The organism is Altererythrobacter sp. B11, assembly GCF_003569745.1.
Taxonomy (GTDB): Bacteria; Pseudomonadota; Alphaproteobacteria; order Sphingomonadales; family Sphingomonadaceae; genus Croceibacterium_C.
Genome location: NZ_AP018498.1, coordinates 1,741,773 through 1,768,547, shown reverse-complemented (window position 1 = coordinate 1,768,547; position 26,775 = coordinate 1,741,773). Strand labels below are relative to the sequence as shown.

The window sequence follows — 26,775 nt, the reverse complement described above, 5'->3', positions numbered from 1 at the left end:
AGCGGGGGCATGAGCCTGCCCCCCGCCCCGCTCGCCCTCTCGCTCGGCGATCCTGCCGGAATCGGGCCCGAGCTCGCCTGCGCCGCATGGGCCGCACGCGCGGAGCATGGCCTGCCGCCCTTCTTGGTCACCCACGGCGCGGGCCTGCTGCGCGAAGCCGCCGCGCGGCGCGGGCTGGATGTCCCCGTGGCACGCATCGCCGCGCCGGAAGATGCGGCGCAGGTCTTCGCCACCGCCCTCCCCGTGCTGGGAGATGCCGATCTCGCCTATCGGCCAGGCGAGCCGGATGAAGACGGCGCACGGCTCGCCCTAGCCTCACTCACCGAGGCGACCGCGCTGGCGGTCAGCGGCGCCGCCGCCGCCGTGGTCACCGGCCCCATCGCCAAGTCGGAGCTGGCGAAAATCGGCTTCGCCCATCCGGGGCAGACCGAATTCATGGCCGCATCCTGCGGCATGGCACCCGAAGAAGCCGTGATGATGCTCGCCGGCCCGCAATTGCGCACCGTCCCGCTCACCGTCCACTGCCCGCTGTCCGAAGTGCCGGGCCGCATCACCATGGAGCTGATCCTGCGCCGCGTGCGCGTGGTGGATGGGGCCATGCGGCGCGATTTCGCCCTCGCCGCCCCGCGCATCGCGCTGTGCGGGCTCAACCCGCACGCCGGCGAGAACGGCCGCATGGGGCGCGAGGAGATCGAGGTCATCGCCCCCGCCATCGCCGCGCTGCGCGCCGAAGGCATAGAGGCCACCGGGCCGCATCCGGCGGATTCGCTCTTCGCCCCGCATGCGCGCGGCAGCTATGACGTGGCCGTCGCCATGTATCACGATCAGGCGCTGGTGCCGCTGAAGGCGCTGGATTTCGATGCGGGCGTGAACATGACGCTCGGCCTGCCGATCATCCGCACCTCGCCCGATCACGGCACCGCCTTTGCCATCGCCGGCACGGGCGCGGCCAATCCGGGCGCGACCATCGCCGCGATACGCATGGCAGCGGAGGCGGCGGTGCGGCGCGCGCAGCCTTCGACAAGCTCAGGGTGAGCGGATATACTTGGCTGAACTCCATACGACGCCCGCTCGTCCTGAGCCTGTCGAAGGACGCGGACCGACCTCACCCACAATGACCATCCAGCTCCCTCCTCTGCGCGAAGTGATCGCCCGCCACGGCCTCTCCGCGTCCAAGGCACTGGGCCAGAACTTCCTGTTCGACGAACAATTGCTGGCCCGCATCGCCGCCATCCCCGGCTCGCTGGAAGGGCGCGCGGTGCTGGAAGTCGGCCCCGGCCCCGGCGGCCTCACCCGCGCCCTGCTGCGCGCCGGCGCACGAGTGACCGCGATCGAGATGGATCGGCGCTGCCTGCCCGCGCTGGCGGAACTGGGCGAAGCCTTCCCCGGCCGCCTGCGCGTGGTGGAGGGAGACGCCATGGCGATGGATCACGACACGCTGATGGGCGAGTCCTACGCCATATTGTCCAACCTGCCCTATAATGTCGGCACGGCGCTGTTCACCGGCTGGCTGGGGGGCGAGGCCTGGCCGCCGCGCTGGACCAGCCTGACGCTGATGTTCCAGCAGGAGGTCGCCCAACGCATCGTCGCGCAGCCCGGCGGCAGCACCTATGGCCGGCTGGCCGTGCTCGCCCAATGGCGCGCGCGGGCGCGGCTGGCGATGAAGGTCCACCGCAGCGCCTTCACCCCGCCGCCCAAGGTGATGAGCGCCATCGTGCATGTGGAACCGGCCGAGGCGCCGCCGGGCGTCTCCGCCGCCGTCCTCGAACGCCTCACCGCCGCCGCCTTCGGCCAGCGCCGCAAGATGCTGCGCCAGAGCCTGAAAGCCATGCCCGGCGCCGTCGAGGCCCTGGACCGCCGCGGTATCGACCCGCAACGCCGGGCGGAAACGCTGAGCGTGGGGGAGTTCGTCGATCTCGCGCGGGTGCTAACGGGGTAGCTCCGGGCCGACTGGATCCCCGCCTTCGCGGGGATGACGAGGTTTGTTCTTCATTCGTCATTCCCGCGCAGGCGGGAATCCCGCGCAACGCCGGAGGCACGCGTCCTTCGACAGGCTCAGGACGAGCGGAAGTGGGCCCACTCCTCTCAACTTCGTCATTCCCGCGCAGGCGGGAATCCAGTAGCCACCTCGCCCCATGCAGCGCGAATTCGGCCCGACCGTCTACCTCATGGCCTCGCGCCGCAACGGCACGCTTTACGCAGGGGTCACCTCCAACCTCATGCAGCGCATCCATCAGCACCGCACCGGCACCTTCGGCGGCTTCACCAGCGAGCACGGGGTGACGATGCTGGTGTGGTTCGAACAGCATTCCACGATGGAACACGCCATCATCCGCGAGAAGCGGATCAAGAGTGGAACCGCGCGTGGAAGCTGCGGCTGATCGACGGAGCCAATCCCGACTGGCGCGACCTTGCGGAGGATTTCGGATTCGAGAGGCTGCGCTGACTGGATCCCCGCCTTCGCGGGGATGACGAGTTTTGTAGTTCCGTCATTCCCGCACCCCCGCTTCGTCAACCCACCCTCATTCGTCATTCCCGCGAAGGCGGGAATCCCGCGCAAGGCCGGCGACACGCGTCCTTCGACAGGCTCAGGACGAGCGGAAGTGGGCGCTAACCCTCCTCCCCAACTTCGTCATTCCCGCGAAGGCGGGAATCCAGCCGCGCCTACCCCTTGCCCTTCACCTTGCGGCGCCACTGGTGCAGCAGCGGTTCGGTGTAGCCGTTGGGCTGGCGGGTGCCTTCGAACACCAGTTCGCAGGCGGCGCGGAAGGCGGGGTGGGTCTGCCATTCACCGGCCATGGGGCGGTAGTCCGGATCGCCGGCATTCTGCGCATCCACCTTGGCGGCCATGCGGCGCAGCGCATCCATCACCTGTTCCTGGGTGCACACGCCGTGCAGCAGCCAGTTGGCGAGGTGCTGGCTGGAAATGCGCAGGGTCGCGCGGTCTTCCATCAGGCCGACATCGTTGATGTCCGGCACCTTGGAACAGCCCACGCCCGCATCCACCCAGCGGACCACATAGCCGAGCAGGCCCTGGCAATTGTTGTCCAGCTCCTCGGCGATTTCCTCCGCGCTCCAATTGGTGCCTTCGGCCAGCGGGATCGTCAGCAGCGCGTCCAGCCCCGGCGCCGGGGGCAGTTCGGGCTGGATCTCGAACACGTCGCGCTCGTGATAATGCAGCGCGTGCAGCACTGCCGCCGTGGGTGAGGGAACCCAGGCCGTATTCGCGCCGGCCAGCAGGTGGTTGCACTTTTCCTGCAGCATGGCCCGCATCCGGTCGGGCGCGGCCCACATGCCCTTACCGATCTGCGCCTTGCCCGAGAGGCCGTGGCTGAGGCCGATGGCGACATTGCGCTTTTCATAGGCATCGAGCCAGACGGAGTTCTTCATCGCGCCCTTGCGGACCATTGGCCCGGCGCGCATCGAGGTGTGGATTTCGTCCCCCGTGCGATCGAGGAAGCCGGTGTTGATGAACACGATCCGGTCCTTCACCGCCTGGACGCAGGCGGAAAGATTGGCGCTGGTCCGCCGCTCCTCGTCCATCACGCCCACCTTGATCGTGTGCCGGTCGAGGCCCAGCAGATCCTCCACCGCATCGAACAGATCATTGGTGAAGGCGCATTCCTCCGGCCCGTGCATCTTGGGCTTGACGATATAGATGCTGCCGCAGCGGCTGTTGGGCCAGCGCGTCTTGCCCGTCACGTCCAGCGCGCCGATGGCGGAAGTGACCACGGCATCCATGATGCCTTCGGGCACTTCGGCATTGCCGGGCAGCAGAATGGCCGGATTGGTCATCAGATGGCCGACATTGCGCACGAACAGCAGGCTGCGGCCGGGCAGCACCTTGGTGCCGCCATCGGGCAGTTCGACCGTTACGTCATCCGCCAGCCGCCGGGTCTGCACCTTGCCGCCCTTGTCGAAGCTGGCTTCCAGATCGCCGCGGATCACGCCCAGCCAGTTGCGATAGGCCAGCAGCTTGTCCGCCCCGTCCACCGCGGCGACCGAATCTTCCAGATCGACGATGGTGGTCAGCGCCGCTTCCAGCCGGATATCGGCAATGCCCGCAGCATCGGTGCGGCCGATCGGATGATCCCGGTCGAACACCACCTCCACATGCAGGCCGTGGTTGCAGAACATGCGGCCCTTCGCCGTCTTGCCCAGATATTGCGCGGGATCGGCCAGCGGGATGCCGTCCCCGTCGGCCAGATCGGACCAGCTGCCATTTTCCAGCGGCAGCGCCAGGTCCAGGAAGGCGCGGCCGGCGGCGATCACCGCGGCGCCGCGCTGCGGATCGTAGCCGGGGCCGCTGGCGGCCGGCGCATCCAGCGCGTCGGTGCCGTAATAGGCATCATACAGGCTGCCCCAGCGCGCATTGGCGGCATTCAGCAGGAAGCGGGCATTGAGCACCGGCACCACCAGCTGCGGCCCGGCGCGGGTGGCGATTTCGGGATCGACATTCTCCGTGCCGATGGTGAAGCCCTCCGGCTCCGGCACCAGATAGCCGAGATCTTCCAGCATGGCGCGATAGGCGGCGGGATCGTGCGGCTGGCCGCGGCGGCTGGAATGCCATAGGTCGATCTTCGCCTGCAGCGCGTCACGCTTGTCCAGCAGGGCGATGTTGCGCGGGCCGAAGCTGCGGATCAGCTGTTCGAAGCCCTGCCAGAAATCCGCCGCATCCCGGCCGAGAGGGGCCAGCACCTCCGCTTCGAGAAATTCCGCCAGGGCGGCGTCCACTCGCAGTGCGCCGCGTTCTACCCTCTCGCTCACATCCGTCTCCCATTTGACGTGGACCCACTTAGGCAGGCATTCCCCTGTAGGGAAGTGTGCCGAAGCGATCAGAGAAAATTAGCAATGCAACGATTGAGCCCGGAAGAAGCGCGACTGGCGGAGGCGATGGACCAGCCCGCCATGCTGGCCCGCACGGAGCGATGGAGCGCGATCAACAGCGGCACGCGCAATCTTGCCGGCCTTGCCGTGCAGGCGGGCGAGTTGGCCGATGCCTTCGCCACTCTGCCGGGGGAAGTGGTGCTCCACGATCCCGCGCCGGTGACGGCGGTGGATGGCGAAGGCCGTGAGGTGGAGCTGGAGCACGGCCGGCACCTTACTCTGTCGGTGCGGCCCGAAGCGGAGCGGCGCCTGCTGCTGACGGGGCATATGGACACGGTCTATCCGCCCGATCACCCGTTCCAGCAGGGCCGCTGGCTCGATGCCGACACGCTGAACGCCCCCGGCGCAGCCGACATGAAGGGCGGCATCGCCGTGATCCTGGCCGCGCTGCAGGCGGTGGAGGCCAGCGGCGCGGCGCAGGCGATCGGCTATGACGTGATGATCAATTCGGACGAGGAAACCGGCTCGCTTTCCTCCGCCCCGCTGATCGACCGGCTGGCGCAGGGGAAATATGCCGCGCTTACCTATGAACCTTCCACCCTGCCCGATGGCACTTTGGCCCATGCGCGCGGCGGCAGCGGCAATTATTCGGTGGTCGTCACCGGCCGCTCCGCCCATGCCGGGCGCAATCCGCAGGACGGGCGCAATGCGCTGGTTGCCGCGGCCGATCTGGCGCTGCGGGTGAAGCGGCTGGAACACGGCGCCATTTCGGTGAACCCCGCGCGGATCGACGGCGGCAGCGCCAACAATGTGGTGCCCGATCTGGCGATATTGCGTTTCAACATCCGCCCGCAATCCACTGACGCGGCTGGACAATTCCAGGCAGCGCTGCAAGATGTGCTGGCCGCGGTGGAGCGGGAGCACGAAGTCTCGCTCGCCCTTCACGGTGGGATCAGCCGGCCCCCGAAGCCGGTGGACGGGCGGGCGCAGAAGCTGTTCGATCTCGTCTGCGGTATCAGCGCCGCGCTCAGCCGCCCGATCGGCTGGAAGCCCACCGGCGGCGTCTGCGACGGGAACAACATCGCCGCCCGCGGCGTGCCTGTGGTGGACACCATGGGGGTGCGCGGGGGCAGCATCCATTCGCCGGAGGAATATCTGATCGCATCGTCCCTTTCCGAACGCGCCGCGCTCAGCGCCGTGGTGCTGCACCGCCTCGCCACGGGAGAAACCTTGTGAGCTTCGTCATCCGGGCCGCCAATCAGGGCGATCTGCAACCGCTGTATGAAATGGCCAAGCTGACCGGCGGCGGCTTCACCAATCTGCCGGCCGATCGCCCCTCGCTGCAGGCCAAGCTCGATCGCTCGGCACAAGCCTTCTCGCGCGGCGGCAGCGAGCTTGCCGACGAGCTGTTCGTACTGGTGCTGGAAAACGCCGAAGGGCGCGAGGTGCGCGGCACCAGTCAGCTGTTCACCCAGGTGGGGCAGAGCTGGCCGTTCTACTCCTATCGCCTCACCACCCTCACCCAGCATTCGCGCGAGCTGGAACGGTCCATGCGCGCGGAAATGCTCAGCCTCGTCACCGATCTGGAAGGCTCCAGCGAAGTGGGCGGGCTGTTCCTCCACCCGTCGGAACGGGCCGGCGGGCTCGGCATGCTGCTGGCCCGCAGCCGCTATCTGTTCATCGCCATGCACCGGGCGCGCTTTGGCGATCGCATCCTGGCGGAGCTGCGCGGCATTATCGACGAGCGCGGCGGATCGCCCTTCTGGGATGCCATCGGCGGGCGCTTCTTCGGCATGAGCTTCCAGGAAGCGGATTATTTCAACGCCATCCACGGCAACCAGTTCATCGCCGATCTGATGCCCAAGCACCCGGTCTATACCGCCATGCTCAGCGAAAGCGCGCGCGGAGTGATCGGCCTGCCCCACCCCACCGGCCGCGCCGCGATGCGGATGCTGGAGAACGAAGGCTTCAGCTACGATGGCTATGTCGACATCTTCGATGGCGGGCCGACCATGGTGGCGCGCACCGATGCCGTCGCCAGCATCCGCGATGCCGTGCGCGCGCAGGTGGTGGATGATGCGCTGGACAAGGGGGAAAAGGCGCTGATCGCCACCGGCACGCTGGCCGATTTCCGCTGCTGCTACGGCGCGCGGCGGCTGGACGATGGCGGCATCGCGATCGATGCCCGCGCGGCAGACCTGCTCAAGGTCGGGCCCGGGGACGAAGTATGGAGCGTCGCACGATGAGGCTGGCGGAAATCAATTTCGACGGGATCGTGGGGCCGAGCCACAATTACGCCGGCCTCAGCCTCGGCAATCTCGCCGCCACCGCCCATGCCGGCGATCCGTCCTACCCCCGCGCCGCCGCGCTGCAGGGCCTCGCCAAGATGCGCGCCAACATGGGCCTCGGCCTCGCCCAGGGCTTCTTCCTCCCCCTCCCCCGCCCCAATCGCCGCTGGTTGGGCGCACTGGCGGCCGACGCCACCATGGACCCGGGCCTGCTGCGCGGCGCCTGGTCGGCTTCCGGCATGTGGACCGCCAACGCCGCCACCGTCTCCCCCGCGCCTGATAGCGGGGACGGGCGCTGCCACCTCACCGTCGCCAATCTGGTGACCATGCCGCACCGGGCGCAGGAGTGGCCGGACACGTTGAAACAATTGCAGACGGCTTTCAGCAGCGATGCCTTTGCGGTGCACGGCCCCGTGCCGCCCTGCTTCGGAGACGAAGGCGCGGCCAATCACATGCGGCTGGCGCGCAGCCATGCGGAGCCGGGGGTGGAAATCTTCGTCTATGGCCGCCCCGGCGGCCGCTTCCCCGCCCGCCAGCACGAACAGGCGAGCCACATCGTCGCCCGCCGCCACGGGCTCGATCCCGCGCGCTGCCTGTTCATCGAACAGAGCCCGGAGGCCATCGCAGCGGGCGCCTTCCACAATGATGTGGTGAGCGTCGCCAACGAACGGGTGCTGTTCGCCCATCAGCAGGCCTTTGCCGATCCGGCCGCCACCCATGCCGCCATCCGCGAACGCTTTCCCGAGGTGGAGATCGTGGAAGTCCCGGCCAGCGAGGTAAGCCTGGAGGAGGCAATCGCCAGCTATCTGTTCAACGCCCAGCTGCTCACCCCGCCCGATGGCGCGATGACGCTCGTCATCCCCACGGAGGCGTGGGAGAGTGCGCCGGTGCGCGGCTTCCTCACCCGCATGGTGGAAGGCAACGGGCCGATCCGCCATGTGCTGCCGGTGGACGTGCGCCAGTCCATGGCCAATGGCGGCGGCCCCGCCTGCCTGCGCCTGCGCGTGGTGGCCGATCCCGCCGAGGTCGATCCCCGCTTCCTGCTGAGCGACGCCCGTGCAGAGCTGATCGAGCAGGTGATCGAGGACCATTGGCCCGAACAGATCGACCCCGCCGACCTTGGCAGCGAAACCCTCGCCGCCAGCGTGCTCTCCGCCCGGGCGGCCCTGCTGGAGGCGCTGGACCTGGGCGAACTGGCCTGATCGCGCATTGTCGGTGAACTTTACAGCGGGCCGCGCGTTAACCAGCACAAAGCGCAGCAATCCGCCGCTGGCACGAAGATTGCTGCCGTGCGGTTAAGGATGAGGGTATGCTGCGCAAAATAAGCCGACTGTTCATGATCAAGACCCGCGTGGAAGCCTATCTGGTGATCTACGCGCTGGCGCTTGGGGCAACGGCACGCGGCAGCGCCTATCTCGAAAAATTCCCGGGCTTCGGCGGCGACCTGCTGTTCCTTGCCTGCACGGGCGCCGTGTTCATCGGCGGCGCCAAGATCCTCGACGCCCTGCGCTACGAGCGGGAGCGTGATGAGGCCGAGGCAAAGCCCACTGCAGAGGCGGAAGGCTGAGGCGCCCAGCGCCCGCCCCCCTTCGTCATTCCCGCGCAGGCGGGAATCCAGGGGCGGCGCCCGGCCCCACGCGCGTCCTTCGACAGGCTCAGGACGAGCGGACTGAGGTGTAGATGCGCACCATCCGGTCACTTCACATTCAGCAGTAAATGCCTATATGGGGCCTGCCGGTTTCGGCCGGCTATGGCGATAAAATGCGGTGTGCAATAGGCACAGCGGACCCGGGGGCAGTACCCGGCGGCTCCACCAAAAGCCCGAAGATTTCGGGATTTTGACGGGGCCGAACCAGGATCGACGTGTGTTGAAAAACACTGTTTTCGCCCGGGCTGAGTAACCCGTTAAAGGCTCAAAACACACAAGTGCCAACGATAACGAAGCACTCGCTATTGCCGCGTAATTTGACGTCCTAACGGACTGAATTTACAAAGCTAAAGCGCGGTTGGACCCACCGGGCAACAGAAGGGATTCCAGGGGCCCGGGGCGCGCCTTGCAACAGAAGCGCCCCACCCTCCTGCACTGTTTTGCCCCACCCCGCTCGTCTCGAGCTCGCCGAAGGACGAGGCTGGCTCTGCGCGGGATTCCCGCCTTCGCGGGAATGACGAAAGCGGGGGAGACCGCCCCAACCCCGCTCGTCCTGAGCCTGTCGAAGGACGCTCGCCGCGCCTGCGGAGTGAGTATGGGGCACCACCGCAGCGGATTTCCTACACCCCCCTCAGGCCGCTACCCCGAAGCCCGCTCTTTCCCACCGTGAACCACCGACCAAGGCCCCTTCCCGAGGCGCTAAACCCGCACTGTTGCAAAGCCCGGTTTTCCGCCAATGAACCCTGTTCCACGCCGTTCCAAGCGTGGCCTACGCGCGACGAACCGAGTGGCCGCGCCAGCTCCTCATCCGCTCATCCTGAGCCGGTCGAAGGGTCCGCACTGGATTCCCGCGTTCGTGGGAATGACGAGGAGTGGGACATTAACCCGTCACCCCGGGCCTGACCCGGGGTCTCGCACCGACGGCAGCGGGCATGGACCCTACCCCACCCCGCTCGTCCTGAGCCTGTCGAAGGACGCGCACCCGGCCCGGCCCCTCTTTTGCATTGCCGCGCGCGAAGTGCCCTGTCATGCTGTTCGCAAGCTAAGGAAATTGCGGAGAGCTGCCATGATCGAAACCGCCCTCGTCTCCTGCGACGATCATCTGGACCTGAACATGCTGCCGCCCGACCTGTGGAGCGAGCGCATGGCCGCCAAATGGGGCGAGCGCGCGCCGCGCGTGGTGGAGCCGGAAAAAGGCCCCGCGCTGTGGATGGCCGACGGGCAGAGCTGGGGCATGTGGAGCGGGCGGCCGTTCAGCTTCGGCGGGCCCAAGCCGATCCACACCGCCTATGATCGCGGCGGCATCGAGGACGTGACGGAGCTGCGCGCGGGCAATCCGCGGCTGCGGCTGGAAGACATGGACCGGGACAGCGTGTGGGCGCATCTGGTCTTCGGCCCCGTGACCAGCATCAAGACGGACGACGAAGCCTTCATGCGCGCCTGCTATGCCGCGTATAACGACTGGCTGTACGAGGATTTCTGCGTTGCCGCGCCCGAACGGCTGATCGGCGTCGCCATGCTGCCGCCAACCCCCGAGGCGGCCCTTGAGGAACTGCAGCGGCTGGCGAAGCGGGGCGGCTGCCGACAGGCCAATCTGCAGATCGCGATGGCCGAGCCCCGGCTGGAGGACAAGCGCTGGGAACCGCTGTTCGACCTGCTCGAACAGAGCGGGATCGTGCTGAGCTTCCACGTCACCGTCTTCCCCGGCGTGACCAAGGCCTTCGACAAATACAAGGGCAGCCCGGGGGCGACCTTCCTCCATGCCAAGATGTTCATCGACCAGTTCCTCGATCCCTTCGTGGACCTGTTCGCCTGGGGCATTCTGGAGCGGCATCCCAAGCTCAACATCGTGATTGCCGAAAGCGGTGTGGGCTGGGTGCCGTGGGTGGTCGAGGAGCTCGACTACCGCCATTTCCGCCTGTGGGAATGCAAGGACTATTGGGACGACAAGGGCGGCATCCCGCACAAGATGAAGCCCAGCGAAGTGTTCCAGCGGCAGGTCTATGGCACCTTCCAGCAAAGCCCCACGGCCATGCGGCTGCTGGAATTCTGGGGGCCGCACAATCTGCTGTGGGCCAGCGATTATCCGCACCCGGACAGCATCTGGCCCAACAGCGTCCGCACCATCGGCGAAACGATGGGCCACATGCGGCCGGAGGATGTGCGCAACCTCACCGGCGGCAATGCGGCGCGGCTCTATGGGCTCGATCTGTCGCAAGCCACGGTGAAGGCGCGGCTGCCGATCGGATCGGAAATGGCGACGGCCTGATCCCGGCCGCGCACGGCCCCTTGTCTCCGGTATCCTTCAAGGATACTGGAGCGCAATGCATCTGGCCGGCCGGAAGATACGCGAATGGCGCGAAGCCCATGATCCGCCGCTGACGGCGGCGGAATTCGGCACGCGCTATGGCCAGCCGGAACCCTGGCCCAGCCGCACCGTCTATGGCTGGGAAGCGCGGGGGAAGATTCCCCGCCCCCCAACCCAGCGGCGACTGGCCGAGCTCGGCATCTGCACGCCCGCTGACTGGTTGGAGCCGGCCGGCGCCCCCTTGGCCGACGAGACGGGGGCCGAAGAATGGAAAGGTACAGGATCCTTGAGCGAGCGCGATCATCCCTTCTACGACATGCATGCCCACGGCTTCGTGCGCGTCGCCACCAGCACGCCGCGCGTGCGCACCGCCGATGTCGCCTATAACGCGCGTGCCATCGTGGAAGAGGCGCAGCGCGCCCATGCCGCGCATGTCGATCTGCTCGTCTTCCCCGAACTGTGCCTCTCCTCCTATGCACTGGACGATCTGGTGATGCAGGACGCACTGCTGCAGGCGGTGGAGGCCGAAGTAGCGGGCATCGTGGCGGCCAGCAGCGGCCTCTCCCCGGTGATGCTGATCGGGGCGCCGCTGCGCCACAACGGCCGGCTCTACAATTGCGCGCTGGCCATCGCCAACGGCCAACTTCTGGGCGTGGTGCCCAAGAGCTATTTGCCCAATTACCGCGAGTTCTACGAGAAGCGCTGGTTCGCCCACGGCCGAAACATCCGCGGCGGCACGATCGCCATCGCGGGGGACGAGGTGCCCTTCGGCACCGATCTGATCTTCGCCTCCAGCCAATTGCCCGGCTTCCGCCTGTTCATCGAGATTTGCGAGGATCTCTGGGCGCCCACGCCCCCCTCCACCGATGGCGCGCTGGCCGGGGCGACGATCCTTGCCAATCTGTCGGCCTCCAACATCGTGATCGGCAAGTCCGACGAACGGCGCCTGCTGTGCCGCGCCCAAAGCTCGCGCGCGGCCGCCGCCTATGTCTATTCCGCCGCGGGCCATGGCGAAAGCACGACCGACCTAGCCTGGGACGGGCAAGGCATGATCTTCGAACTGGGCGACGAACTGGCGCAAAGCGAACGCTTCGCCCTGCGGCCCGAACTCTGCGTGGTCGATGTCGATTGCTCGCGCATCCTGGCAGACCGACTGCGGCTGCAGACCTTCAACGACGCCGCCGAGGCGCAGGGCCGGCCGGAAGACCGCTTCCACACGGTGCGCTTCAACCACTGCCCGGCGCAGGGCGACATCGGCCTCACCCGGCCGATCCGCCGTTTCCCCTTCGTGCCGAACCGGCCGGAGAAGCTGGACGAGGACTGCTACGAGGCGTTCAACATCCAGGTCGAGGGCCTGATGCGCCGGCTCGAGGCGACCCGCTCCCACAGCCTTGTCATCGGCATTTCGGGGGGGCTCGATTCCACCCACGCCCTGATCGTGGCGGCCAAGGCCTGCGACCGGCTCGAACTGCCGCGCAGCACGATCCGCGGCTATACCATGCCGGGCTTCGCCACCTCGGGCGAGACAAAGGACAACGCCTGGCGCCTGATGCGCGCGATGGGGATCACGGCCGAGGAAATCGACATTCGCCCCTCCGCCACGCAGATGCTCGAAAGCATCGGTCATCCCTTCGGCAAGGGGGAGCCGGTCTATGATGTGACCTTCGAGAATGTGCAGGCGGGCCTGCGCACCGATTACCTCTTCCGTCTTGCGGGGCAGCATCACGGCTTCGTGGTCGGCACGGGCGACCTGTCCGAACTGGCGCTGGGCTGGTGCACCTATGGCGTGGGCGACCAGATGAGCCACTACGCCGTGAACGCCGGCGTGCCCAAGACGCTGATCCAGTATCTGATCCGCTGGTCGGCCCAGACCGGCCAGTTCGACGAGGCCACCAACGAAGTGCTGCTGGCGATTCTGGATACGGAAATCAGCCCCGAACTGGTCCCCGCGGATGCGGACGGGGCGATGCAGAGCACCGAGGCGCGCATCGGGCCGTATGAGCTCAACGACTTCTTCCTCCACCACATCATGCGTTTCGGCCAGACGCCGTCCAAGGTGGCCTTCCTTGCTTGGCATGCCTGGAAGGATGCCGACGCGGGCCTGTGGCCGGCCGAATTCCCCGAGCACAAGAAGAACGCCTATGATCTGGCGACCATCCGCCACTGGCTGGAAAGCTTCCTCCGCCGCTTCTTCGCCTTCAGCCAGTTCAAGCGCAGCGCGATACCCAACGGCCCGAAGGTCAGCAGCGGCGGCGCGCTGAGCCCGCGGGGGGACTGGCGGGCGCCGAGCGACGCGGTGGCCGACGTCTGGCTGGAGGAGCTGGCGGCCCGCCTGCCGGACTGAACCCGCTCCCGCCTCTGGAAAAATCGCCGTCCGGGCTTTGGCTGCCCGGCCGCGCCCGCTAGACGAGCCCCATCGTGGACAGCAGAATCGAAATCGGCACCGACGAGCGCGGGGCCCCGGTGGTGATCGACGTCGAGGAACTCCTCGCGACACGCCTGCTCGTCCAGGGCAACAGCGGCTCGGGCAAGTCGCATCTGCTGCGGCGCCTGCTGGAAGAAAGCGCGCCGCTGGTGCAGCAGGTGGTGATCGACCCGGAAGGGGACTTCGTCTCGCTGGGGGAAGAGTTCGGCCATGTGGTGGTGGACGGCGCCGCCTATGCCGATGGCGAGATCACGCGCCTGGCGACGCGGATCCGCGAACACCGCGCCTCGGTGGTGCTCGCGCTCGACGGGCTGGAAATCGACGGGCAGATGCGCTGTGCCGCCACCTTCCTTGCCGCGCTGTTCGATGCGCCGCGCGAACATTGGTATCCGGCGCTGGTCACGGTGGACGAGGCCCAGCTCTTCGCCCCGGCCGCAGCGGGCGAAGTGAGCGAGGAAGCGCGCCGCCTGTCGCTGGGCGCGATGACGAACCTTATGTGCCGCGGGCGCAAGCGCGGGCTCGCGGGCGTGATCGCCACGCAGCGCCTGGCCAAGCTCGCCAAGAACGTGGCGGCCGAAGCCTCCAACTTCCTGATGGGGCGCACCTTCCTCGATATCGACATGGTGCGCGCGGCCGATTTGCTGGGGATGGAACGGCGGCAGGCAGAGCGGATCCGCGATCTCGAGCGCGGCCGCTTCCTCGGGCTCGGCCCCGCGATCAGCCGGCGGCCGGTGGCGGTGAAGATCGGTGCGGTGCGGACGAAGGGCAATTCCGTCGCGGCCGGACTGATGCCGCTGCCGACCGCTTCGGCCGAAGAAATGGGCGTGCTGCTGCATGACGGACTGGCGGAAGCCGCAGCCCTGCCCCCTCCTCCTCCGCCGCCGACGCCCGTGGTGGACGCCGGCGCGCTGCAGGATCGCATCGCCACCTTCACGCCGCCCCAGCCCAGCCACATCCCTCCGCCACCCGCACCCCCGGCGGACAGCGAACCGCTGCTGCGCGAGGTGCTGGCGGAAATGGCGGGGGAAGAGGGCTGCACCTTCCAGCCGCAGGCGGCGCTGTATCAGGATTTCTCGGTTCGCTGCCGGATGAAGGGCCTGCCCGGCAATGCGCTGGACGCCAGCCAGTTCGCCCGGCGTTTCGCCATTGCGGTAGCCGGCGTGGATACGGAAAGCGCTGAATGCGCCGACATGCTCGCCCTCGCTTCCAGCCTGCCGGAGGACGTGGTGGCTCCCTTCCTCGCCATCGCGCGCAGCGCCGCCGAGGGGGAACCCTGCCCAGAAGACGACGAGCTGGCGCGCATCTATGGCACCAGCTCGCCGCGCCGCGTGCAGCGGTTGCTGGACCATTTCGAAAAGCAGGGGCTGCTGGTGGTGCGGACGGACTTCGGCGGCCGGCGCACCGTCACCATCCCGCATCTCAACCTGACGACGGCGGCGGTCTGATCTCGCGAGCCGGGCACCCTTTCACATATACGAATAATATGCTGAAAGCGGGCGCATGAGCCGCCCCGCCATCCTCGTCACCGGCGCCGCCGTGCGGATCGGCGCCGCGATTGCGGCGCGCTTCGGGGCGGCAGGCTGGCATGTGGTTCTCCACTGCCACCGCTCGACTGAAGCCGCGGAGCGCCTGGCCGATAGCCTACCTTCCGCGGAAGTGCTCCGCTGCGATCTGGCGGACGGAGCGGCAGCGCAGGAGATGGTCCAAGGGCTGGCAGAACGGCTCGAGGATTGGCGTGTGCTCGTCAATTCCGCCGCGCTGTTCGAGCCCGATGAGCCATTCCACCCCGATGTGCGGATCAATCGCCGGGCGATGCAGGTCAACGCCCTGACCCCCGCGCTACTGGCCGGCGCCTTCCTCTCCCACGCGCAATCGCGCGCGGGGCGGCGGGTGATCCAGCTTACCGATCAGAAGACGGCCAATCCCAACCCGGATTTCTTCAGCTACACGATGAGCAAGAACGCCGCCGCGTCGATGGTGCCGATGCTCGCAATGGCTGCCGCGCCTGAGGACAGGATCTATGCCCTCGCCCCTGGCGCGATCCTCCCGAGCCACGACCAGACGAGCGAAGAAGCGGAGATCTCGCACCGCTTGAACCTGCTCCGCCGCCGCACGACGGCGGAAGAAGTGGCGGACGCGGCCTTCTTCCTGGCGACAGGCCCGCTGGCGAGCGGTGAGACGCTGTTCGTCGATTCCGGACAACACCTGCTGTCCCAAAGGCGCGACGTGATGTATCTGGCACGCGGGATGGAGGAAGAGGCATGAAGCGGCACGCGCTGAGCACACGCATCTGGCACTGGATCAACGCCCTGAGCCTGATCCTGCTGTTCATGTCCGGCCTCAATATCTCCAACGCGCATCGCAACCTCTATTGGGGCGATTGGGGATTTGATCCGCGCACCGCCTGGCTGCGTGTGCCGCGCTTCCCCGGATGGGCGACGATCCCAGATTATTACAGCCTTGCCGCCGCGCGGGACTGGCACGTGGTGTTCGCCTGGGTGTTCGCGCTTTCGCTGCTGCTGTTCATGCTGGCGGCGCTGCTGAACGGCCATTTCCGGCGGGACATCGCGACCCGCCGCCGCGAATGGCGGCCGTCGGCGATCGGTGCGGATATCCGCGCGCATCTGCGCTTCGATTTTCATCACGGAAACGGCAAATACAATTTCCTCCAGAAGGCGTCCTACGGTGCGGTGCTGTTCATCCTGCTGCCGCTGATGATCTTTACCGGCTGGGCGATCAGCCCCGGGATGGACCCGGCAGTGATCTGGCTGCTGGACCTTCTCGGCGGACGGCAGAGCGCGCGTTCGATCCATTTCATCTGCGCCTGGCTGCTGTTCGCCTTCTTCGTGGTGCATGTGCTGCTGGTGTTGCTGTCCGGCCCCGCGAAGCAGCTGCGCGAGATGATCACCGGAGGGCGTGTCGATGAAAAGGCGTAACTTCGTTGCCGGTCTCGCCGCGGCCTTTACCGCAGGCTGTTCGAAGATCGGGGATTCGCAATGGTTCGGCTCCGTGGTCGATGGCGCGGAAACGCTCCATCGCCTTGCCCAGCGCGGGCTCGGCGGGCGTGACGGTCTGGCGCGCGAATATTCCCCCGCCGACATCTCCCCCTTCTTCCGCGGCAATGGCAGCACGGATGTGGACAGCGATGCCTATCGGCAGGCACAGGCGGAAGGCTTCGCGAACTGGCGCCTGGGGGTGACGGGGCTGGTCGACCGCGAGCTCTCGCTGTCCATGGATGCGCTGAAGGCCCTGCCCCAGCGCACCCAGATCACCCGCCACGACTGTGTGGAAGGGTGGTCCGCCATAGGCCAGTGGACCGGCCCGCAGCTCGGCACGATCCTGCGCGAAGCCGGGGTGAAGCCCGCCGCGCAATATGTGGTGTTCCGCTGCGCCGACACGTTGGGCGGCGCGCCCTATTACGAAAGCGTGGACATGGTGGATGCCCTTCACCCACAGACGGTGGTGGCCCATTCGCTGAACGGAGAGCCTCTGCCGGTGGCGAACGGAGCGCCGCTGCGCGTCCGCATCGAACGCCAGCTCGGCTACAAGAGCGCTAAGTATCTCACTGGAATCGAAGTGGTTTCGAGCCTCGACGGCATTGGTGAGGGCCACGGCGGATATTGGGAAGATCGCGCCGGCTATCAGTGGTACGCCGGCACCTAGCGCTGGCCGGCAAGTCGTTATATCAGGCCTTCCATGAGTGCTGCATTGATCGATCGGCTGCTCACCAGGATGGTGCGCAAGGGAACGCTTGAACTGACCTATGCCGATGGACGCAAGCGCGTCTTCGGCGAGCCCGCGCCCGGATTTCCTGACGTTGCCGTGCGGTTTGCCGATAGCAAGGTGGCCCGCGATATCGTGCTCGATCCACGCCTCGGCGCGGGTGAAGCCTATATGGACGGGCGGATCATCATGGAACGCGGCGACATCATGCAGCTCGTCACGCTCGCCCGCGCGAACAACCGCTGGGAAGACCGCCGCGACCTGCGCGATCCCACCCTGCCGCGGCGGATGGGAAGCCATCTGAAGGCGCTGCTTCGCTCGTTCAATAAGCCGGGCAGCTCCAAGCGGAACGTCGCCCATCACTATGACATCGGCAATGCGCTGTACCAGCTGATGCTCGACAGCGACCATATGCAATATAGCTGCGCCTATTGGGCGGACGGCGTCTCTACGCTGGAGGAAGCGCAGGAGGCCAAGCTGGCGCATATCGCCGCCAAGCTGGCGCTGAAGCCCGGGCAGCGGGTGCTGGACATCGGCTGCGGTTGGGGCGGCATGGCGATCTTCCTCGCCCAGCGCGCCGGGGTGGAGGTCCTGGGCATCACGCTGAGCGAGGAGCAGCTGGCCCTCGCCCGCAAGCGCGCGGAAGCGGCGGGCGTGGCCGACAAGGTCACTTTCGAGCTGATCGATTATCGCCTCCTGCCGGATCGCGGCGATCGCTTCGACCGCATCGTGTCGGTCGGCATGTTCGAACATGTCGGCGTGCCGCAGTACGAAACCTTCTTCCGGGCCTGCACGCGGCTGCTCGCGGACGATGGCGTGATGCTGCTGCACACGATCGGGCGCATGGGCTCGCCCAGCTTTACCGATGCCTTCACCGACAAGTGGATTTTCCCCGGCGGCTATATTCCCGCGCTGAGCGAGACCGTGGCCGCGAGCGAGAAGGCGCGGCTGATCGCTTCCGACGTCGAGACGCTGCGGCTGCACTACGCCAGGACCATCGACGAGTGGTATGCCCGCTGCATGGCGAACAAGGACAAGATCGTGGAGCTGTTCGACGAGCGGTTCTTCCGCCTGTGGACCTTCTATCTCGCCGGCGCCTCCACCTCCTTCACCTATGCCAGCATGTGCAATTACCAGATCCAGTATGTGCGGGATCGCCACGCGCTGCCCATCACGCGGGACTATCTGGGCGAGGCGGAGAAGGCGCTGATGGCCGCGGGCAGCGCGTCCGCCTGAGGACAGCATAGCCGCCAGCGCCTATGGGGGCGCCCATGGCCGCAGAATCATCCCCGCCGCTGACCCGCGGCTCGATCTTCGCACAGGCCTGGCCGATCATGCTCGGTCAGGCCTCGGTGCCGCTGGTCGGCATCGTGGATGCTGCCGTGGTGGGCCGCACGGGCGATGCGGCGGCGCTGGCCGGGGTGGCGCTGGGCGCCACGATCATTTCCATGGTGTTCTGGAGCTTCGGCTTCCTGCGCATGGGCATGACCGGCCTCACCGCGCAGGCCGACGGCGCGGGCGACCGGCGCGAGGTGGAGGCGCTGCTGCTGCGCTCGCTGCTGATCGGCGCGGCGATCGGCGCCGCTCTGTTGGCGCTGCACTGGCCGATCAGCTGGCTCGCCTTCACCCTGCTCTCCGGCGGAGCGGAAGTGAGCCACGAGGCGGCCGGCTATGTCAGCGCCCGGTTCTTCGGCGCGCCCGCGGCGCTGTGCGTCTTCGCGATCAACGGATGGCTGCTGGGTCTGGGCCGCACCCGCGCTGCATTGGCGCTGCAAGTGGTGGTGAACCTCGCCAACATCGTGCTCGACATCCTGTTCGTGTGGGGCATGGGCCTGGGCGCTGCCGGGGTCGGCACAGGCACCGCGGGGGCGGAATGGATCGCGCTGGCCGTGGGATTGGCGATCAGCGCACGGATTGCCGGGCGTGGGCCCATGGCGATTATCCGGGGGCTCGGTTGGGCCACGCTGTTCGATCGGGCGGCGCTCACGCGCCTCTTCGCCGTCAACCGCGACCTGATGCTGCGCACCGTCGCTCTGCTGTTCCTGTTCATCTGGTTCGCCAATGCCGGGGCCCGGCAGGGGGCGGTGGTGCTGGCGGCGAACCACGTGCTGCTGCAGTTCGTCAGCGTGGCGGCCTTTGTACTCGATGCCTTTGCCTTCACGGCCGAATCGCGGATCGGCCAGGCCATCGGGGCCGGCTCCGAAACGCGCTTTCGCCGCGCGATCCGGCTGACGGGGGAGTTCTCGCTGCTCGGAGCTGCCGCGCTCGCCCTGCTGTTCTGGGTGGTGGGGGACATGGCGATCAATGCGATCACCACCAATCCGGACGCACGCAACGCCGCCAGTACCTTCCTGCCCTTCGCTGCGCTGATCCCCCTGCTCGGCATGCCGAGCTGGCTGCTCGACGGGATCTTCATCGGCGCCACCGCCGGCCGCGCGCTGCGCAATGCGGCGCTGGTGTCGACCTGCGCCTATCTGGCGCTCGATCTGGCGCTGCGGCCCTGGGGCAACCTCGGCGTATGGGCCGCCTTCTCCGCCAGCTACGTGCTGCGCGCGGGGACGCTCGGCGCCTATCTGCCGGGCCTGCTCGCCAGCGTACGCCGCAGCGCGGCTGCTCGATGACGCGCGCAGCGCTGGCCTTGCGCCGCGCGGCCTGTTAACCGCGCGCCACGAATCCCGCAGGAGCCTTATAGATGTCGGATATCAAGCGTGTCGTCCTGGCCTATTCCGGCGGCCTCGACACCAGTGTGATCCTGAAGTGGCTGCAGGTCACCTATCAGTGCGAGGTGGTCACCTTCACCGCCGACCTCGGCCAGGGGGAGGAACTGGAACCCGCGCGCGCCAAGGCGCAGATGATGGGCGTTCCCGAAGAGCACATCTATATCGACGATTTGCGCGAGGAATTCGTGCGCGACTTCGTCTTCCCGATGTTCCGCGCCAATGCGCGTTATGAAGGCGATTACCTGCTCGGCACCTCGATCGCGCGGCCGCTGATCTCCAAGCGGCTGATCGAAATCGCCCGTGAAACCGGCGCCGACGCGATCGCCCACGGCGCCACCGGCAAGGGCAACGATCAGGTCCGCTTCGAACTGTCCGCCTATGCGCTCGATCCGGGTATCAAGGTGATCGCCCCCTGGCGCGAATGGGATCTCACCAGCCGTACCGCGCTGATCGAATGGGCGGAAAAGCACCAGATCCCCGTGCCCAAGGACAAGCGCGGCGAAAGCCCCTTCTCCACCGACGCGAACCTGTTGCACACCTCCTCCGAGGGCAAGGTGCTGGAAGACCCGTGGGAAGAGACGCCGGAATATGTCTATTCCCGCACGGTCGCCCCGGAAAACGCGCCTGACACGCCGGAATATATCGAGATCGGCTTCGAAAAGGGCGACGGTGTCTCCCTGAACGGCGAAGCGATGAGCCCCGCCACATTGCTCACCGCGCTGAACGAGCTGGGCCGCAAGCACGGCATCGGCCGGCTCGATCTGGTGGAAAACCGCTTCGTCGGCATGAAGAGCCGCGGCATGTATGAGACGCCGGGCGGCACGATCTATGCCGCCGCGCATCGCGGGATCGAACAGATCACGCTCGATCGCGGCGCGGCGCATCTCAAGGACGAGCTGATGCCGAAATATGCCGAGCTCATCTACAACGGCTTCTGGTTCGCGCCGGAGCGCGAGATGCTGCAGGCGGCGATCGATCACAGCCAGGCGCGCGTGAACGGCACAGTGCGGCTGAAGCTCTACAAGGGCCTCGCCTCCGTGGTCGGCCGCAAGAGCCCCGACTCGCTCTATTCGGAACGCCATGTGACGTTCGAGGACGACGCGGGCGCCTATGACCAGCACGATGCGCAGGGCTTCATCAAGCTCAACGCGCTGCGATTGAAACTTCTCGCGCAGCGCGACGGCAAGTAATTTTCGCAAACTCGGCAGGTCGTTGACTTATCCACTCTTGTCCACTGGCAATCTGGGCGAAAGTGGATAAGTGGGCGACGCTGCCATTGCCCGACTCAGGTTGCGGGCGCATTCTCCATATATCGAAAGCGGACAGGAACCGCCCGGAGATGGGGCTGAAAGGCCCGGTTTTCCAAGGTTCGGTTTTGCGTTCGAGACGGCGGCGATGGCCGCGGCGGAAGTGGGGCAGCTTTGCTGCCCATCCCTGAAGTCGCGGGCGCGCAGCCGGAAGATCGGGCTGGCAGCACCTGCCGATCCCTCTGCGCGGCTTCGGCCACACAGGCGCGATCCCGGCATTTGCGGTGCAGCCCGGTCTCGGAACCGCCGGCGGCAAGGGAAAGGCCTTTGGCCATACCCGGCCGCTGACGGGACCGGCGCCGGCGCGAGCGCCGGCGACCGAGCCACCGCTGCGGCGGAGGCGAGCCGCCGGGCGACAGCGCCTTTCGGGGCCACGCCGGTGAGAATGGGGTCAGCCGCAAGGCTGGCCCCATATCTCTTTCGTTAGCCCTAGACAGCAGCGAAGCCTCAGCGCTCCCCCACGACCCGCGTGAGGCCGCGACTATCAACACAACCTTACCTGTTCGGGACGAGTCGAGAGAGTCGCGGGATCAGCAGACTCCAGACGGGTGGCCGCGCCCTGCCCCCTCCTGTATCGCCGCCCAACCCAGTGGACGGGAGTTTTGGGTTATGAGCAAACGCGCCGCGCTTATCGCGCTCGCCATGCTGGCCATGGGCGGATCCTTCGCTGCTGTGAACGCAGCCGATGCCGGGGCGGTTCCCGCCCCCGTGGCCGAGGTGGTCCCCAACGATCTGCCGCGCTTCGTTCCGGGCGAAGCGCCCACCGCCGATCTCGCTGCCGCCGCAGATACCGCGCTGGCACTTGACGAGGATGGGGCTGCGCAGGAGCTCGCCGATCTCGGCAGCGGTGTTGCTTCCTATTACGGCAAGCGCTTTGCCGGCCGGCCGACGGCCAGCGGCGAAGCCTTTGATCCGCAGGATTTCACCGCCGCGCACCGTACCCTGCCCTTCGGCAGCAAGGTTCGAGTCACCAACCCTGACAATGGCCGTTCGGTGGTGGTGCGGATCAACGATCGCGGGCCGTTCTCGCGCGATCGCATGATCGATCTGTCCCGCGCCGCGGCAGAGCAGGTTGGCCTGGTGGCTTCGGGCCACGGTACCGTCCGTCTCGCACTGATCTCCAGCTGAGGCAGCCGGGCGCTCAGCGCCCGCGATAATTCTCCAGCGCCCGAACCGCCGGCCGCGCCTTCATGCGGGCGAGCCAAGCGGAGAGCGCCGGCGCTTCCTCCTCGTTGCAGTCATCGGGCATGACCCGCGGCAGTGCCGGCGCCATGGAATACCATTTGATGTCGGCCAGCGAGTAGAAGCTGCCGAGCAGCCAGTCCTCGCCATGCGCCAGCTGCCGCTCGGCGCGGGCGATGCAGTTGCGCAGGCGGCGCCGCGCGTCGGCAAGCTCCTCGTCCGAATAGCCGGTGGCGGACACGGTTTCCCACTTCTTGCGCACTTCGTCATTGGGCATGCGGGCGAGGATGCCCTGCATCTCCTGCTTGTCGATCTGCGAGGCGAAGGGCGTGGCGCCATGCGCGCCGATCACCGTGAGCGCCGGGCAGAAATACTCGTCCACGTATTTGGTCAGGACGCGCATTTCGGCGCACAGCCATGGGTCCGCCGGGCGCAGCGGCAGCTCGGGAAAAACGGTGTCGAGATATTCGTTGATTACCGTGCTTTCGCGCACCACGCGCCCGTCGTGCACCACGATGGGCACCATGCCTTCCGGGCTCAGCGCCTGAAAGGCAGGCTCGTGATGCTCCCACCGGCGGCTGTCGAGAAAGCGGTTCTCGAACTCCAGACCTTTCTCCAGCGCGCAGAGCAACGGAGTGAGCGAGTTCGCCACCGGGCCGAAGTGATAGATTGCAAGCATGGCATGTCCCCTCCTGTTGGGATCATACCTATTTGACTAAATCAAAAAGTCGAGAAGAAATGCACAATTCCGGAAGTTCAGCCGAGATTGCGCTCCGCCTCCATCATCTCGTCCGCACGCTCGACCATAGTGTCGATCACCCGCCACAACACGGCGATGTCGCTTTCGGGGATGCCGTCGGTCAGTTGCCGGTCCCGCTCCACCACGCGCTCCACCATCCGGGCATAGACATCGCGTCCCTTGTCGGTGAGATCGATCTCGATCTCCGGCCCCCCCGGCTTCCGTTCGCGAGAGAGCAGCCCCCGCTCCACCATGGCCTTCACCGCGCGGCTCAGTTGACCACGATCCTGCAGCAGCAATTCGGCCAGTCCGTTCAGCGAAAGCGGCGCGAACTGGCCCACCTGCGTCATGATGCGCCATTCGATTTCCGAAAGATCAAACTGGCGGCGCTGCGCCAGTACCCCGCTCCGCCGCAACAGGCCGAACAGGATAATCATGCGCATGGTCACGAGGCCGGCCAGCGGGCCGGACCGTTCCGTGGTCATGCGCCGGGGTCGATTCTCGCCTTCCGGTACCTTCGGTGATGCGTCCATGGATTTCGATGTACTCAACTTTACCCCCGGCAACAGGCGTCGATCTGACCCATATTTTTGATGGTGTCAAAAAGGTTTTTGTGTTCTAACTCCCACCGAAGCCGCGCTTCTATCAATCCTTCCGGGGAACGCTAGGGCGCGATGCGAACAAGCCCCGCAAAGGGGGAGAAAACGGGAGAGGGATATGCGCGAATTTCGCGGGAAGACGGCGTTCATCACCGGCGGTGGCAGCGGGATTGGCCTGGGCATGGCCCGTGCGCTGCTCGGCCGCGGAATGAACGTAGTGGTGGCCGACCTGCTCGAAAGCCATCTGCAGGAAGCCCGCGCCGCGCTTTCCGGCACGAACCGCCTGCATTGCATCCGCTTGGACGTGTCCGATCGCGCCGCGATGCGGGAGGCTGCGCGCGAGACGGAGCGGATGTTCGGCAATGTGCATGTGTTGGCCAACAATGTCGGCGTGAGCCAGCGCAATCCGATAGACGAGGCGGGCTACGAGGATTGGGACTACGTCCTTGGCGTAAACATCGGCGGCACGGTGGCCGGCCTTGTGGAGTTCCTGCCCGGCATGAAGGCGCATGGCGAAGGCGGCCATGTGGTCAACACCTCCTCCATGGCGGGGATGATCCCGGTGCCGGCCTTTGCCGGCGTCTATGCCGCATCGAAATTCGCGGTGCGCGGGCTCAGCGATTCGCTGCGGCTTGCGCTCGCGCCGCACGGCATCGGCGTGTCGGTGCTGTGCCCCGGCATGGTGAAAACGCGCGCGATGACCGCGGGCGACCTCTATCGCCAGGCGCATGAAGGCGATGCGGCGGATGAGCGGCGCGAGACGATCGAAGGGGGCATGGACCCCTTCGAGCTGGGGGAGACGGTAGCTGAGGCGATTGCCCACAACCGCCCCTACATCTTCCCGCACGGCGAGTTCCGCGAAGAGGTGGCGTCCTATTTCAACGATATGCTGGCTGCCTTTCCCACGGACTTCGAACTCGACGAACGCCGCGCCGCCAGCGAAGAACGACGCGCGCGCATGACGGCGGAGGCCAAGGCCATGGCCGACGCGCTTGGCGGCGAGTCCTGATCCATGCGGGATCTGGCCGGAAAGGGCGCCTTCATCACCGGCGGCGCCAGCGGGATCGGGCTCGGCATGGCGAAGGCCTTCGCGCAGGTCGGAATGAAGGTCTGCATTGCCGACATCCGGCAGGACCATCTCGATCAGGCTCAGGAGGAACTCGCTGCCGCGGGCCTTGCCGGCCGGGTCGAGGCCATGCTGCTCGATGTCACCAACCGGCAGGCCTATGCCGCCGCGGCGGATGAGGTGGAAGCTCGCTGCGGGCGGCTGCATGTGCTGTGCAACAACGCCGGCATCGGCATCCTCAAGAGCCTCGGCAACGCCGACTATGCCGATTGGGACTGGGCGGTGGACGTCAATCTCAACGGTGTCTTCAACGGCATCCATGCCCTGCTGCCGCGCATTCGTGCACATGGCGAAGGCGGCCATATCGTCAACACGGCGAGCATGGCCGGCGTGCTGCAATACAGCCAGGCGGGGCTCTATGTGGCGACAAAATTCGCGGTGGTCGGCTTGTCCGAAGCCCTGCGCGCGGAGCTGGCGCCGGAAGGGATCGGCGTGTCGGCCTTCTGCCCCGGCGGCGTGCGCAGCAACATCCGCGAATATGAGAAGACCCGCCCCGCCCGCTTCGCAGCGGAAGGCGCGGAAGCAAAGGGGCCGCCGCCGCGCTTCAACCTCAGCGAGGCGGACCGCGAACGCCTGGGCCGCCTCACCGCCACGCCAGAGGAAGCGGGCGAAATGGTGCTGCAGGGCATCCGCGACAATGCGCTCTACATCTTTACGGCGCCCGAATTCCGCCCCGGCATCGTGGACCGCTTCCAGGCGATGCTGCGTGCGCTGGGCGAAGACAGCGAGCGGGAGCGCACGGCGCTGGAACTGATACCGGGGCTGGTGGGCAGCCCGATCTATCGCGAGGCCCCCTGAAGGGGCCCGACACAGCAGGGGAGAGAGAAATGAAAACGAGATTGCTCGCCGGGATCGGCATGGCTCTGGCGCTCGGGCTTGCCGCCGCGAGCCCGGGGCAGGCGGCGGACAAGCCGTGGTACAAGCAGCCATGGGATCCCGCCAATGTGAAGCCCTGCGACCGCGCCTGCCTGGTCGGCATCATGGACGGCTATCTGGCGGCGCTGCAGAGCAAGGACATGTCCTCACTCCCGCTCGCCGAGCAGGTGATCGCCACCGAGAACACGGGCAAGATCAGCATCGGCACCGGCCTGTTCTGGCGCGCCCGGATGGAGCCGACGAGCTTTCGCATCACCGTGGCTGATCCCGTCCAGGGCCAGGTGGCGGTGCAGAGCGTGATGAATATCGACGGCCGCACCGCCATGGTCGCCATCCGCCTGCGGGTGGAGCGCAACATGATCACCGAGGCGGAGCATTTCTACGACCGCAACGTCGCCCCCGAAGCGATGGAGCTGCTCACCACGCCGCGGCCCACCCTGCTGGCCGATGTGCCGAAGGACAAGCGGATGAGCCGCGAGTTCCTGACCTATGCGGCCGAGAGCTATTTCGATGCGCTGACCGGCGAGGATGGGTCGATCGCGCCCTTCGCCGACGAGTGCGTGCGGTACGAACAGGGCTATCAGACGGTCAACAACAAGCAGCCGGGCCGCGCTTCGCCCACGCCGCGCCTGCCGGACCCCAATACGGAGATGGGCCGCTTCTTCATCAAGCTGTCCACCATGACGTGCAAGGAACAGGTGGACACCGGCGTGTTCGGCGGGATCAAGCGCATCTGGCCGCATCGCGCGCTGGTGGTGGACGAGCAGAAGGGGCTGGTCGCCACCTTCCCCTTCTTCGTGCATGACGGCGTGCGCGAAACGGTGGAAGGCGGGCTGCCGCGCCCGCAGGATGGCGCCGGGATGGTGCTGAACCTCACCACCATGGAAACCTTCGGCATCCGCGACGGGAAGATCTACGAAGTCGAGGCGTTTCCCTTCGTGACCATTCCCTATGGCACCAATGACGGTTGGACCCACGCCGACCCCAATTGAGCAGATGAAAGGCGG

General features: G+C 66.9%; 22 protein-coding genes, 1 other RNA gene and 1 pseudogene. 21 read left to right on the top strand and 3 right to left on the bottom strand.

Annotated features, from left to right (window positions below):
* The first annotated feature begins 9 nt into the window (after positions 1-9).
* From pdxA to AEB_RS08505, 3 genes and pseudogenes are all read left to right on the top strand, one after another.
* On the top strand, positions 10-1,035 hold the full coding sequence (gene pdxA, locus AEB_RS08515) for a 4-hydroxythreonine-4-phosphate dehydrogenase PdxA (RefSeq protein WP_119082805.1): 1,026 nt from the start codon (positions 10-12) through the stop codon (positions 1,033-1,035).
* A 79-nt stretch (positions 1,036-1,114) separates the two neighbouring features.
* Complete coding sequence (rsmA, locus tag AEB_RS08510) at positions 1,115-1,939, top strand: 16S rRNA (adenine(1518)-N(6)/adenine(1519)-N(6))-dimethyltransferase RsmA (protein WP_119082804.1); 825 nt, start codon at positions 1,115-1,117, stop codon at positions 1,937-1,939.
* A gap of 196 nt (positions 1,940-2,135) precedes the next feature.
* Positions 2,136-2,446: pseudogene (locus AEB_RS08505) on the top strand (GIY-YIG nuclease family protein).
* Positions 2,447-2,664: 218 nt separating this feature from the next.
* On the opposite strand, the gene AEB_RS08500 reads toward AEB_RS08505, so the two are convergent.
* Positions 2,665-4,767 (bottom strand): malate synthase G, encoded by a 2,103-nt coding sequence (locus AEB_RS08500; protein WP_119082803.1) that lies wholly within the window; start codon positions 4,765-4,767, stop codon positions 2,665-2,667.
* Positions 4,768-4,851: 84 nt separating this feature from the next.
* On the opposite strand from AEB_RS08500, the gene AEB_RS08495 reads away from it, so the two are divergent.
* From AEB_RS08495 to AEB_RS08425, 15 genes are all read left to right on the top strand, one after another.
* Positions 4,852-6,063 carry a hydrolase gene (locus AEB_RS08495; protein WP_119082802.1) on the top strand — a complete coding sequence of 404 codons (1,212 nt, stop codon included), beginning with the start codon at positions 4,852-4,854 and terminating at the stop codon, positions 6,061-6,063.
* Entirely contained in the window at positions 6,060-7,073 is a 1,014-nt protein-coding gene (locus AEB_RS08490) for an arginine N-succinyltransferase (RefSeq protein WP_119082801.1), read from the top strand. The genes AEB_RS08495 and AEB_RS08490 overlap by 4 nt, the downstream gene beginning before the upstream one ends.
* The gene (locus AEB_RS08485) at positions 7,070-8,317 is read left to right on the top strand and encodes an N-succinylarginine dihydrolase (protein ID WP_119082800.1); all 1,248 of its coding nucleotides are present in this window, start codon (positions 7,070-7,072) and stop codon (positions 8,315-8,317) included. Before AEB_RS08490 ends, AEB_RS08485 begins: the two co-directional genes overlap by 4 nt.
* 107 nt (positions 8,318-8,424) lie before the next feature.
* Positions 8,425-8,682 (top strand): hypothetical protein, encoded by a 258-nt coding sequence (locus AEB_RS08480; RefSeq protein WP_119082799.1) that lies wholly within the window; start codon positions 8,425-8,427, stop codon positions 8,680-8,682.
* A gap of 128 nt (positions 8,683-8,810) precedes the next feature.
* Positions 8,811-9,152, top strand: a transfer-messenger RNA (tmRNA) gene (ssrA, locus tag AEB_RS08475).
* 677 nt (positions 9,153-9,829) lie between these two features.
* Positions 9,830-11,032, top strand: coding sequence for an amidohydrolase family protein (locus tag AEB_RS08470; protein ID WP_231958964.1), 1,203 nt, complete (start codon positions 9,830-9,832; stop codon positions 11,030-11,032).
* A gap of 355 nt (positions 11,033-11,387) precedes the next feature.
* Complete coding sequence (locus tag AEB_RS08465; RefSeq protein WP_231958981.1) at positions 11,388-13,415, top strand: NAD(+) synthase; 2,028 nt, start codon at positions 11,388-11,390, stop codon at positions 13,413-13,415.
* 74 nt (positions 13,416-13,489) lie between these two features.
* Positions 13,490-14,941, top strand: coding sequence for an ATP-binding protein (locus tag AEB_RS08460; RefSeq protein WP_119082797.1), 1,452 nt, complete (start codon positions 13,490-13,492; stop codon positions 14,939-14,941).
* 55 nt (positions 14,942-14,996) lie between these two features.
* Positions 14,997-15,761 (top strand): SDR family oxidoreductase, encoded by a 765-nt coding sequence (locus AEB_RS08455; protein WP_119082796.1) that lies wholly within the window; start codon positions 14,997-14,999, stop codon positions 15,759-15,761.
* Positions 15,758-16,432: a cytochrome b/b6 domain-containing protein gene (locus AEB_RS08450; RefSeq protein ID WP_119082795.1), complete on the top strand. Its 675-nt coding sequence runs from the start codon at positions 15,758-15,760 to the stop codon at positions 16,430-16,432. The genes AEB_RS08455 and AEB_RS08450 overlap by 4 nt, the downstream gene beginning before the upstream one ends.
* Entirely contained in the window at positions 16,419-17,159 is a 741-nt protein-coding gene (locus AEB_RS08445) for a molybdopterin-dependent oxidoreductase (RefSeq protein ID WP_172593033.1), read from the top strand. The genes AEB_RS08450 and AEB_RS08445 overlap by 14 nt, the downstream gene beginning before the upstream one ends.
* Before the next feature lie 33 nt (positions 17,160-17,192).
* On the top strand, positions 17,193-18,455 hold the full coding sequence (locus AEB_RS08440) for an SAM-dependent methyltransferase (protein ID WP_119082793.1): 1,263 nt from the start codon (positions 17,193-17,195) through the stop codon (positions 18,453-18,455).
* A 35-nt stretch (positions 18,456-18,490) separates the two neighbouring features.
* Positions 18,491-19,840 (top strand): MATE family efflux transporter, encoded by a 1,350-nt coding sequence (locus AEB_RS08435; protein ID WP_231958963.1) that lies wholly within the window; start codon positions 18,491-18,493, stop codon positions 19,838-19,840.
* A 71-nt stretch (positions 19,841-19,911) separates the two neighbouring features.
* On the top strand, positions 19,912-21,129 hold the full coding sequence (locus tag AEB_RS08430; RefSeq protein ID WP_119082792.1) for an argininosuccinate synthase: 1,218 nt from the start codon (positions 19,912-19,914) through the stop codon (positions 21,127-21,129).
* 726 nt (positions 21,130-21,855) lie between these two features.
* Positions 21,856-22,374, top strand: coding sequence for a septal ring lytic transglycosylase RlpA family protein (locus AEB_RS08425; protein WP_231958962.1), 519 nt, complete (start codon positions 21,856-21,858; stop codon positions 22,372-22,374).
* Between the two features lie 13 nt (positions 22,375-22,387).
* Here AEB_RS08425 and AEB_RS08420 read toward each other — a convergent pair whose 3' ends face one another.
* Both AEB_RS08420 and AEB_RS08415 read right to left on the bottom strand, forming a co-directional pair.
* Entirely contained in the window at positions 22,388-23,107 is a 720-nt protein-coding gene (locus AEB_RS08420) for a glutathione S-transferase family protein (RefSeq protein WP_119082791.1), read from the bottom strand.
* 77 nt (positions 23,108-23,184) lie between these two features.
* On the bottom strand, positions 23,185-23,652 hold the full coding sequence (locus AEB_RS08415) for a MarR family winged helix-turn-helix transcriptional regulator (protein WP_172593032.1): 468 nt from the start codon (positions 23,650-23,652) through the stop codon (positions 23,185-23,187).
* A gap of 232 nt (positions 23,653-23,884) precedes the next feature.
* On the opposite strand from AEB_RS08415, the gene AEB_RS08410 reads away from it, so the two are divergent.
* Genes AEB_RS08410 through AEB_RS08400 form a run of 3 tightly spaced genes read left to right on the top strand, consistent with a single transcriptional unit; the run spans position 23,885 to position 26,760 of the window.
* On the top strand, positions 23,885-24,775 hold the full coding sequence (locus AEB_RS08410) for an SDR family oxidoreductase (RefSeq protein ID WP_119082789.1): 891 nt from the start codon (positions 23,885-23,887) through the stop codon (positions 24,773-24,775).
* Positions 24,776-24,778: 3 nt separating this feature from the next.
* On the top strand, positions 24,779-25,690 hold the full coding sequence (locus AEB_RS08405) for an SDR family NAD(P)-dependent oxidoreductase (protein WP_119082788.1): 912 nt from the start codon (positions 24,779-24,781) through the stop codon (positions 25,688-25,690).
* Positions 25,691-25,719: 29 nt separating this feature from the next.
* Positions 25,720-26,760, top strand: a complete 1,041-nt coding sequence (locus tag AEB_RS08400; protein WP_145985281.1) for a hypothetical protein — start codon at positions 25,720-25,722, stop codon at positions 26,758-26,760.
* Positions 26,761-26,775 lie beyond the last annotated feature (15 nt).

Bases quoted from the DNA above. Each gene is read 5' to 3' on its own strand.
- AEB_RS08410 (WP_119082789.1), top strand. From the start codon at position 23,885: ATGCGCGAATTTCGCGGGAAGACGGCGTTCATCACCGGCGGTGGCAGC.
- AEB_RS08440 (WP_119082793.1), top strand. From the start codon at position 17,193: ATGAGTGCTGCATTGATCGATCGGCTGCTCACCAGGATGGTGCGCAAG.
- AEB_RS08415 (WP_172593032.1), bottom strand. From the start codon at position 23,652: ATGACCACGGAACGGTCCGGCCCGCTGGCCGGCCTCGTGACCATGCGC.
- AEB_RS08485 (WP_119082800.1), top strand. From the start codon at position 7,070: ATGAGGCTGGCGGAAATCAATTTCGACGGGATCGTGGGGCCGAGCCAC.
- AEB_RS08425 (WP_231958962.1), top strand. From the start codon at position 21,856: ATGAGCAAACGCGCCGCGCTTATCGCGCTCGCCATGCTGGCCATGGGC.
- AEB_RS08420 (WP_119082791.1), bottom strand. From the start codon at position 23,107: ATGCTTGCAATCTATCACTTCGGCCCGGTGGCGAACTCGCTCACTCCG.
- AEB_RS08430 (WP_119082792.1), top strand. From the start codon at position 19,912: ATGTCGGATATCAAGCGTGTCGTCCTGGCCTATTCCGGCGGCCTCGAC.
- AEB_RS08405 (WP_119082788.1), top strand. From the start codon at position 24,779: ATGCGGGATCTGGCCGGAAAGGGCGCCTTCATCACCGGCGGCGCCAGC.
- AEB_RS08480 (WP_119082799.1), top strand. From the start codon at position 8,425: ATGCTGCGCAAAATAAGCCGACTGTTCATGATCAAGACCCGCGTGGAA.
- AEB_RS08435 (WP_231958963.1), top strand. From the start codon at position 18,491: ATGGCCGCAGAATCATCCCCGCCGCTGACCCGCGGCTCGATCTTCGCA.
- AEB_RS08400 (WP_145985281.1), top strand. From the start codon at position 25,720: ATGAAAACGAGATTGCTCGCCGGGATCGGCATGGCTCTGGCGCTCGGG.
- AEB_RS08465 (WP_231958981.1), top strand. From the start codon at position 11,388: ATGCATGCCCACGGCTTCGTGCGCGTCGCCACCAGCACGCCGCGCGTG.
- AEB_RS08445 (WP_172593033.1), top strand. From the start codon at position 16,419: ATGAAAAGGCGTAACTTCGTTGCCGGTCTCGCCGCGGCCTTTACCGCA.
- AEB_RS08470 (WP_231958964.1), top strand. From the start codon at position 9,830: ATGATCGAAACCGCCCTCGTCTCCTGCGACGATCATCTGGACCTGAAC.
- AEB_RS08455 (WP_119082796.1), top strand. From the start codon at position 14,997: ATGAGCCGCCCCGCCATCCTCGTCACCGGCGCCGCCGTGCGGATCGGC.
- AEB_RS08495 (WP_119082802.1), top strand. From the start codon at position 4,852: ATGCAACGATTGAGCCCGGAAGAAGCGCGACTGGCGGAGGCGATGGAC.
- rsmA (WP_119082804.1), top strand. From the start codon at position 1,115: ATGACCATCCAGCTCCCTCCTCTGCGCGAAGTGATCGCCCGCCACGGC.
- AEB_RS08450 (WP_119082795.1), top strand. From the start codon at position 15,758: ATGAAGCGGCACGCGCTGAGCACACGCATCTGGCACTGGATCAACGCC.
- pdxA (WP_119082805.1), top strand. From the start codon at position 10: ATGAGCCTGCCCCCCGCCCCGCTCGCCCTCTCGCTCGGCGATCCTGCC.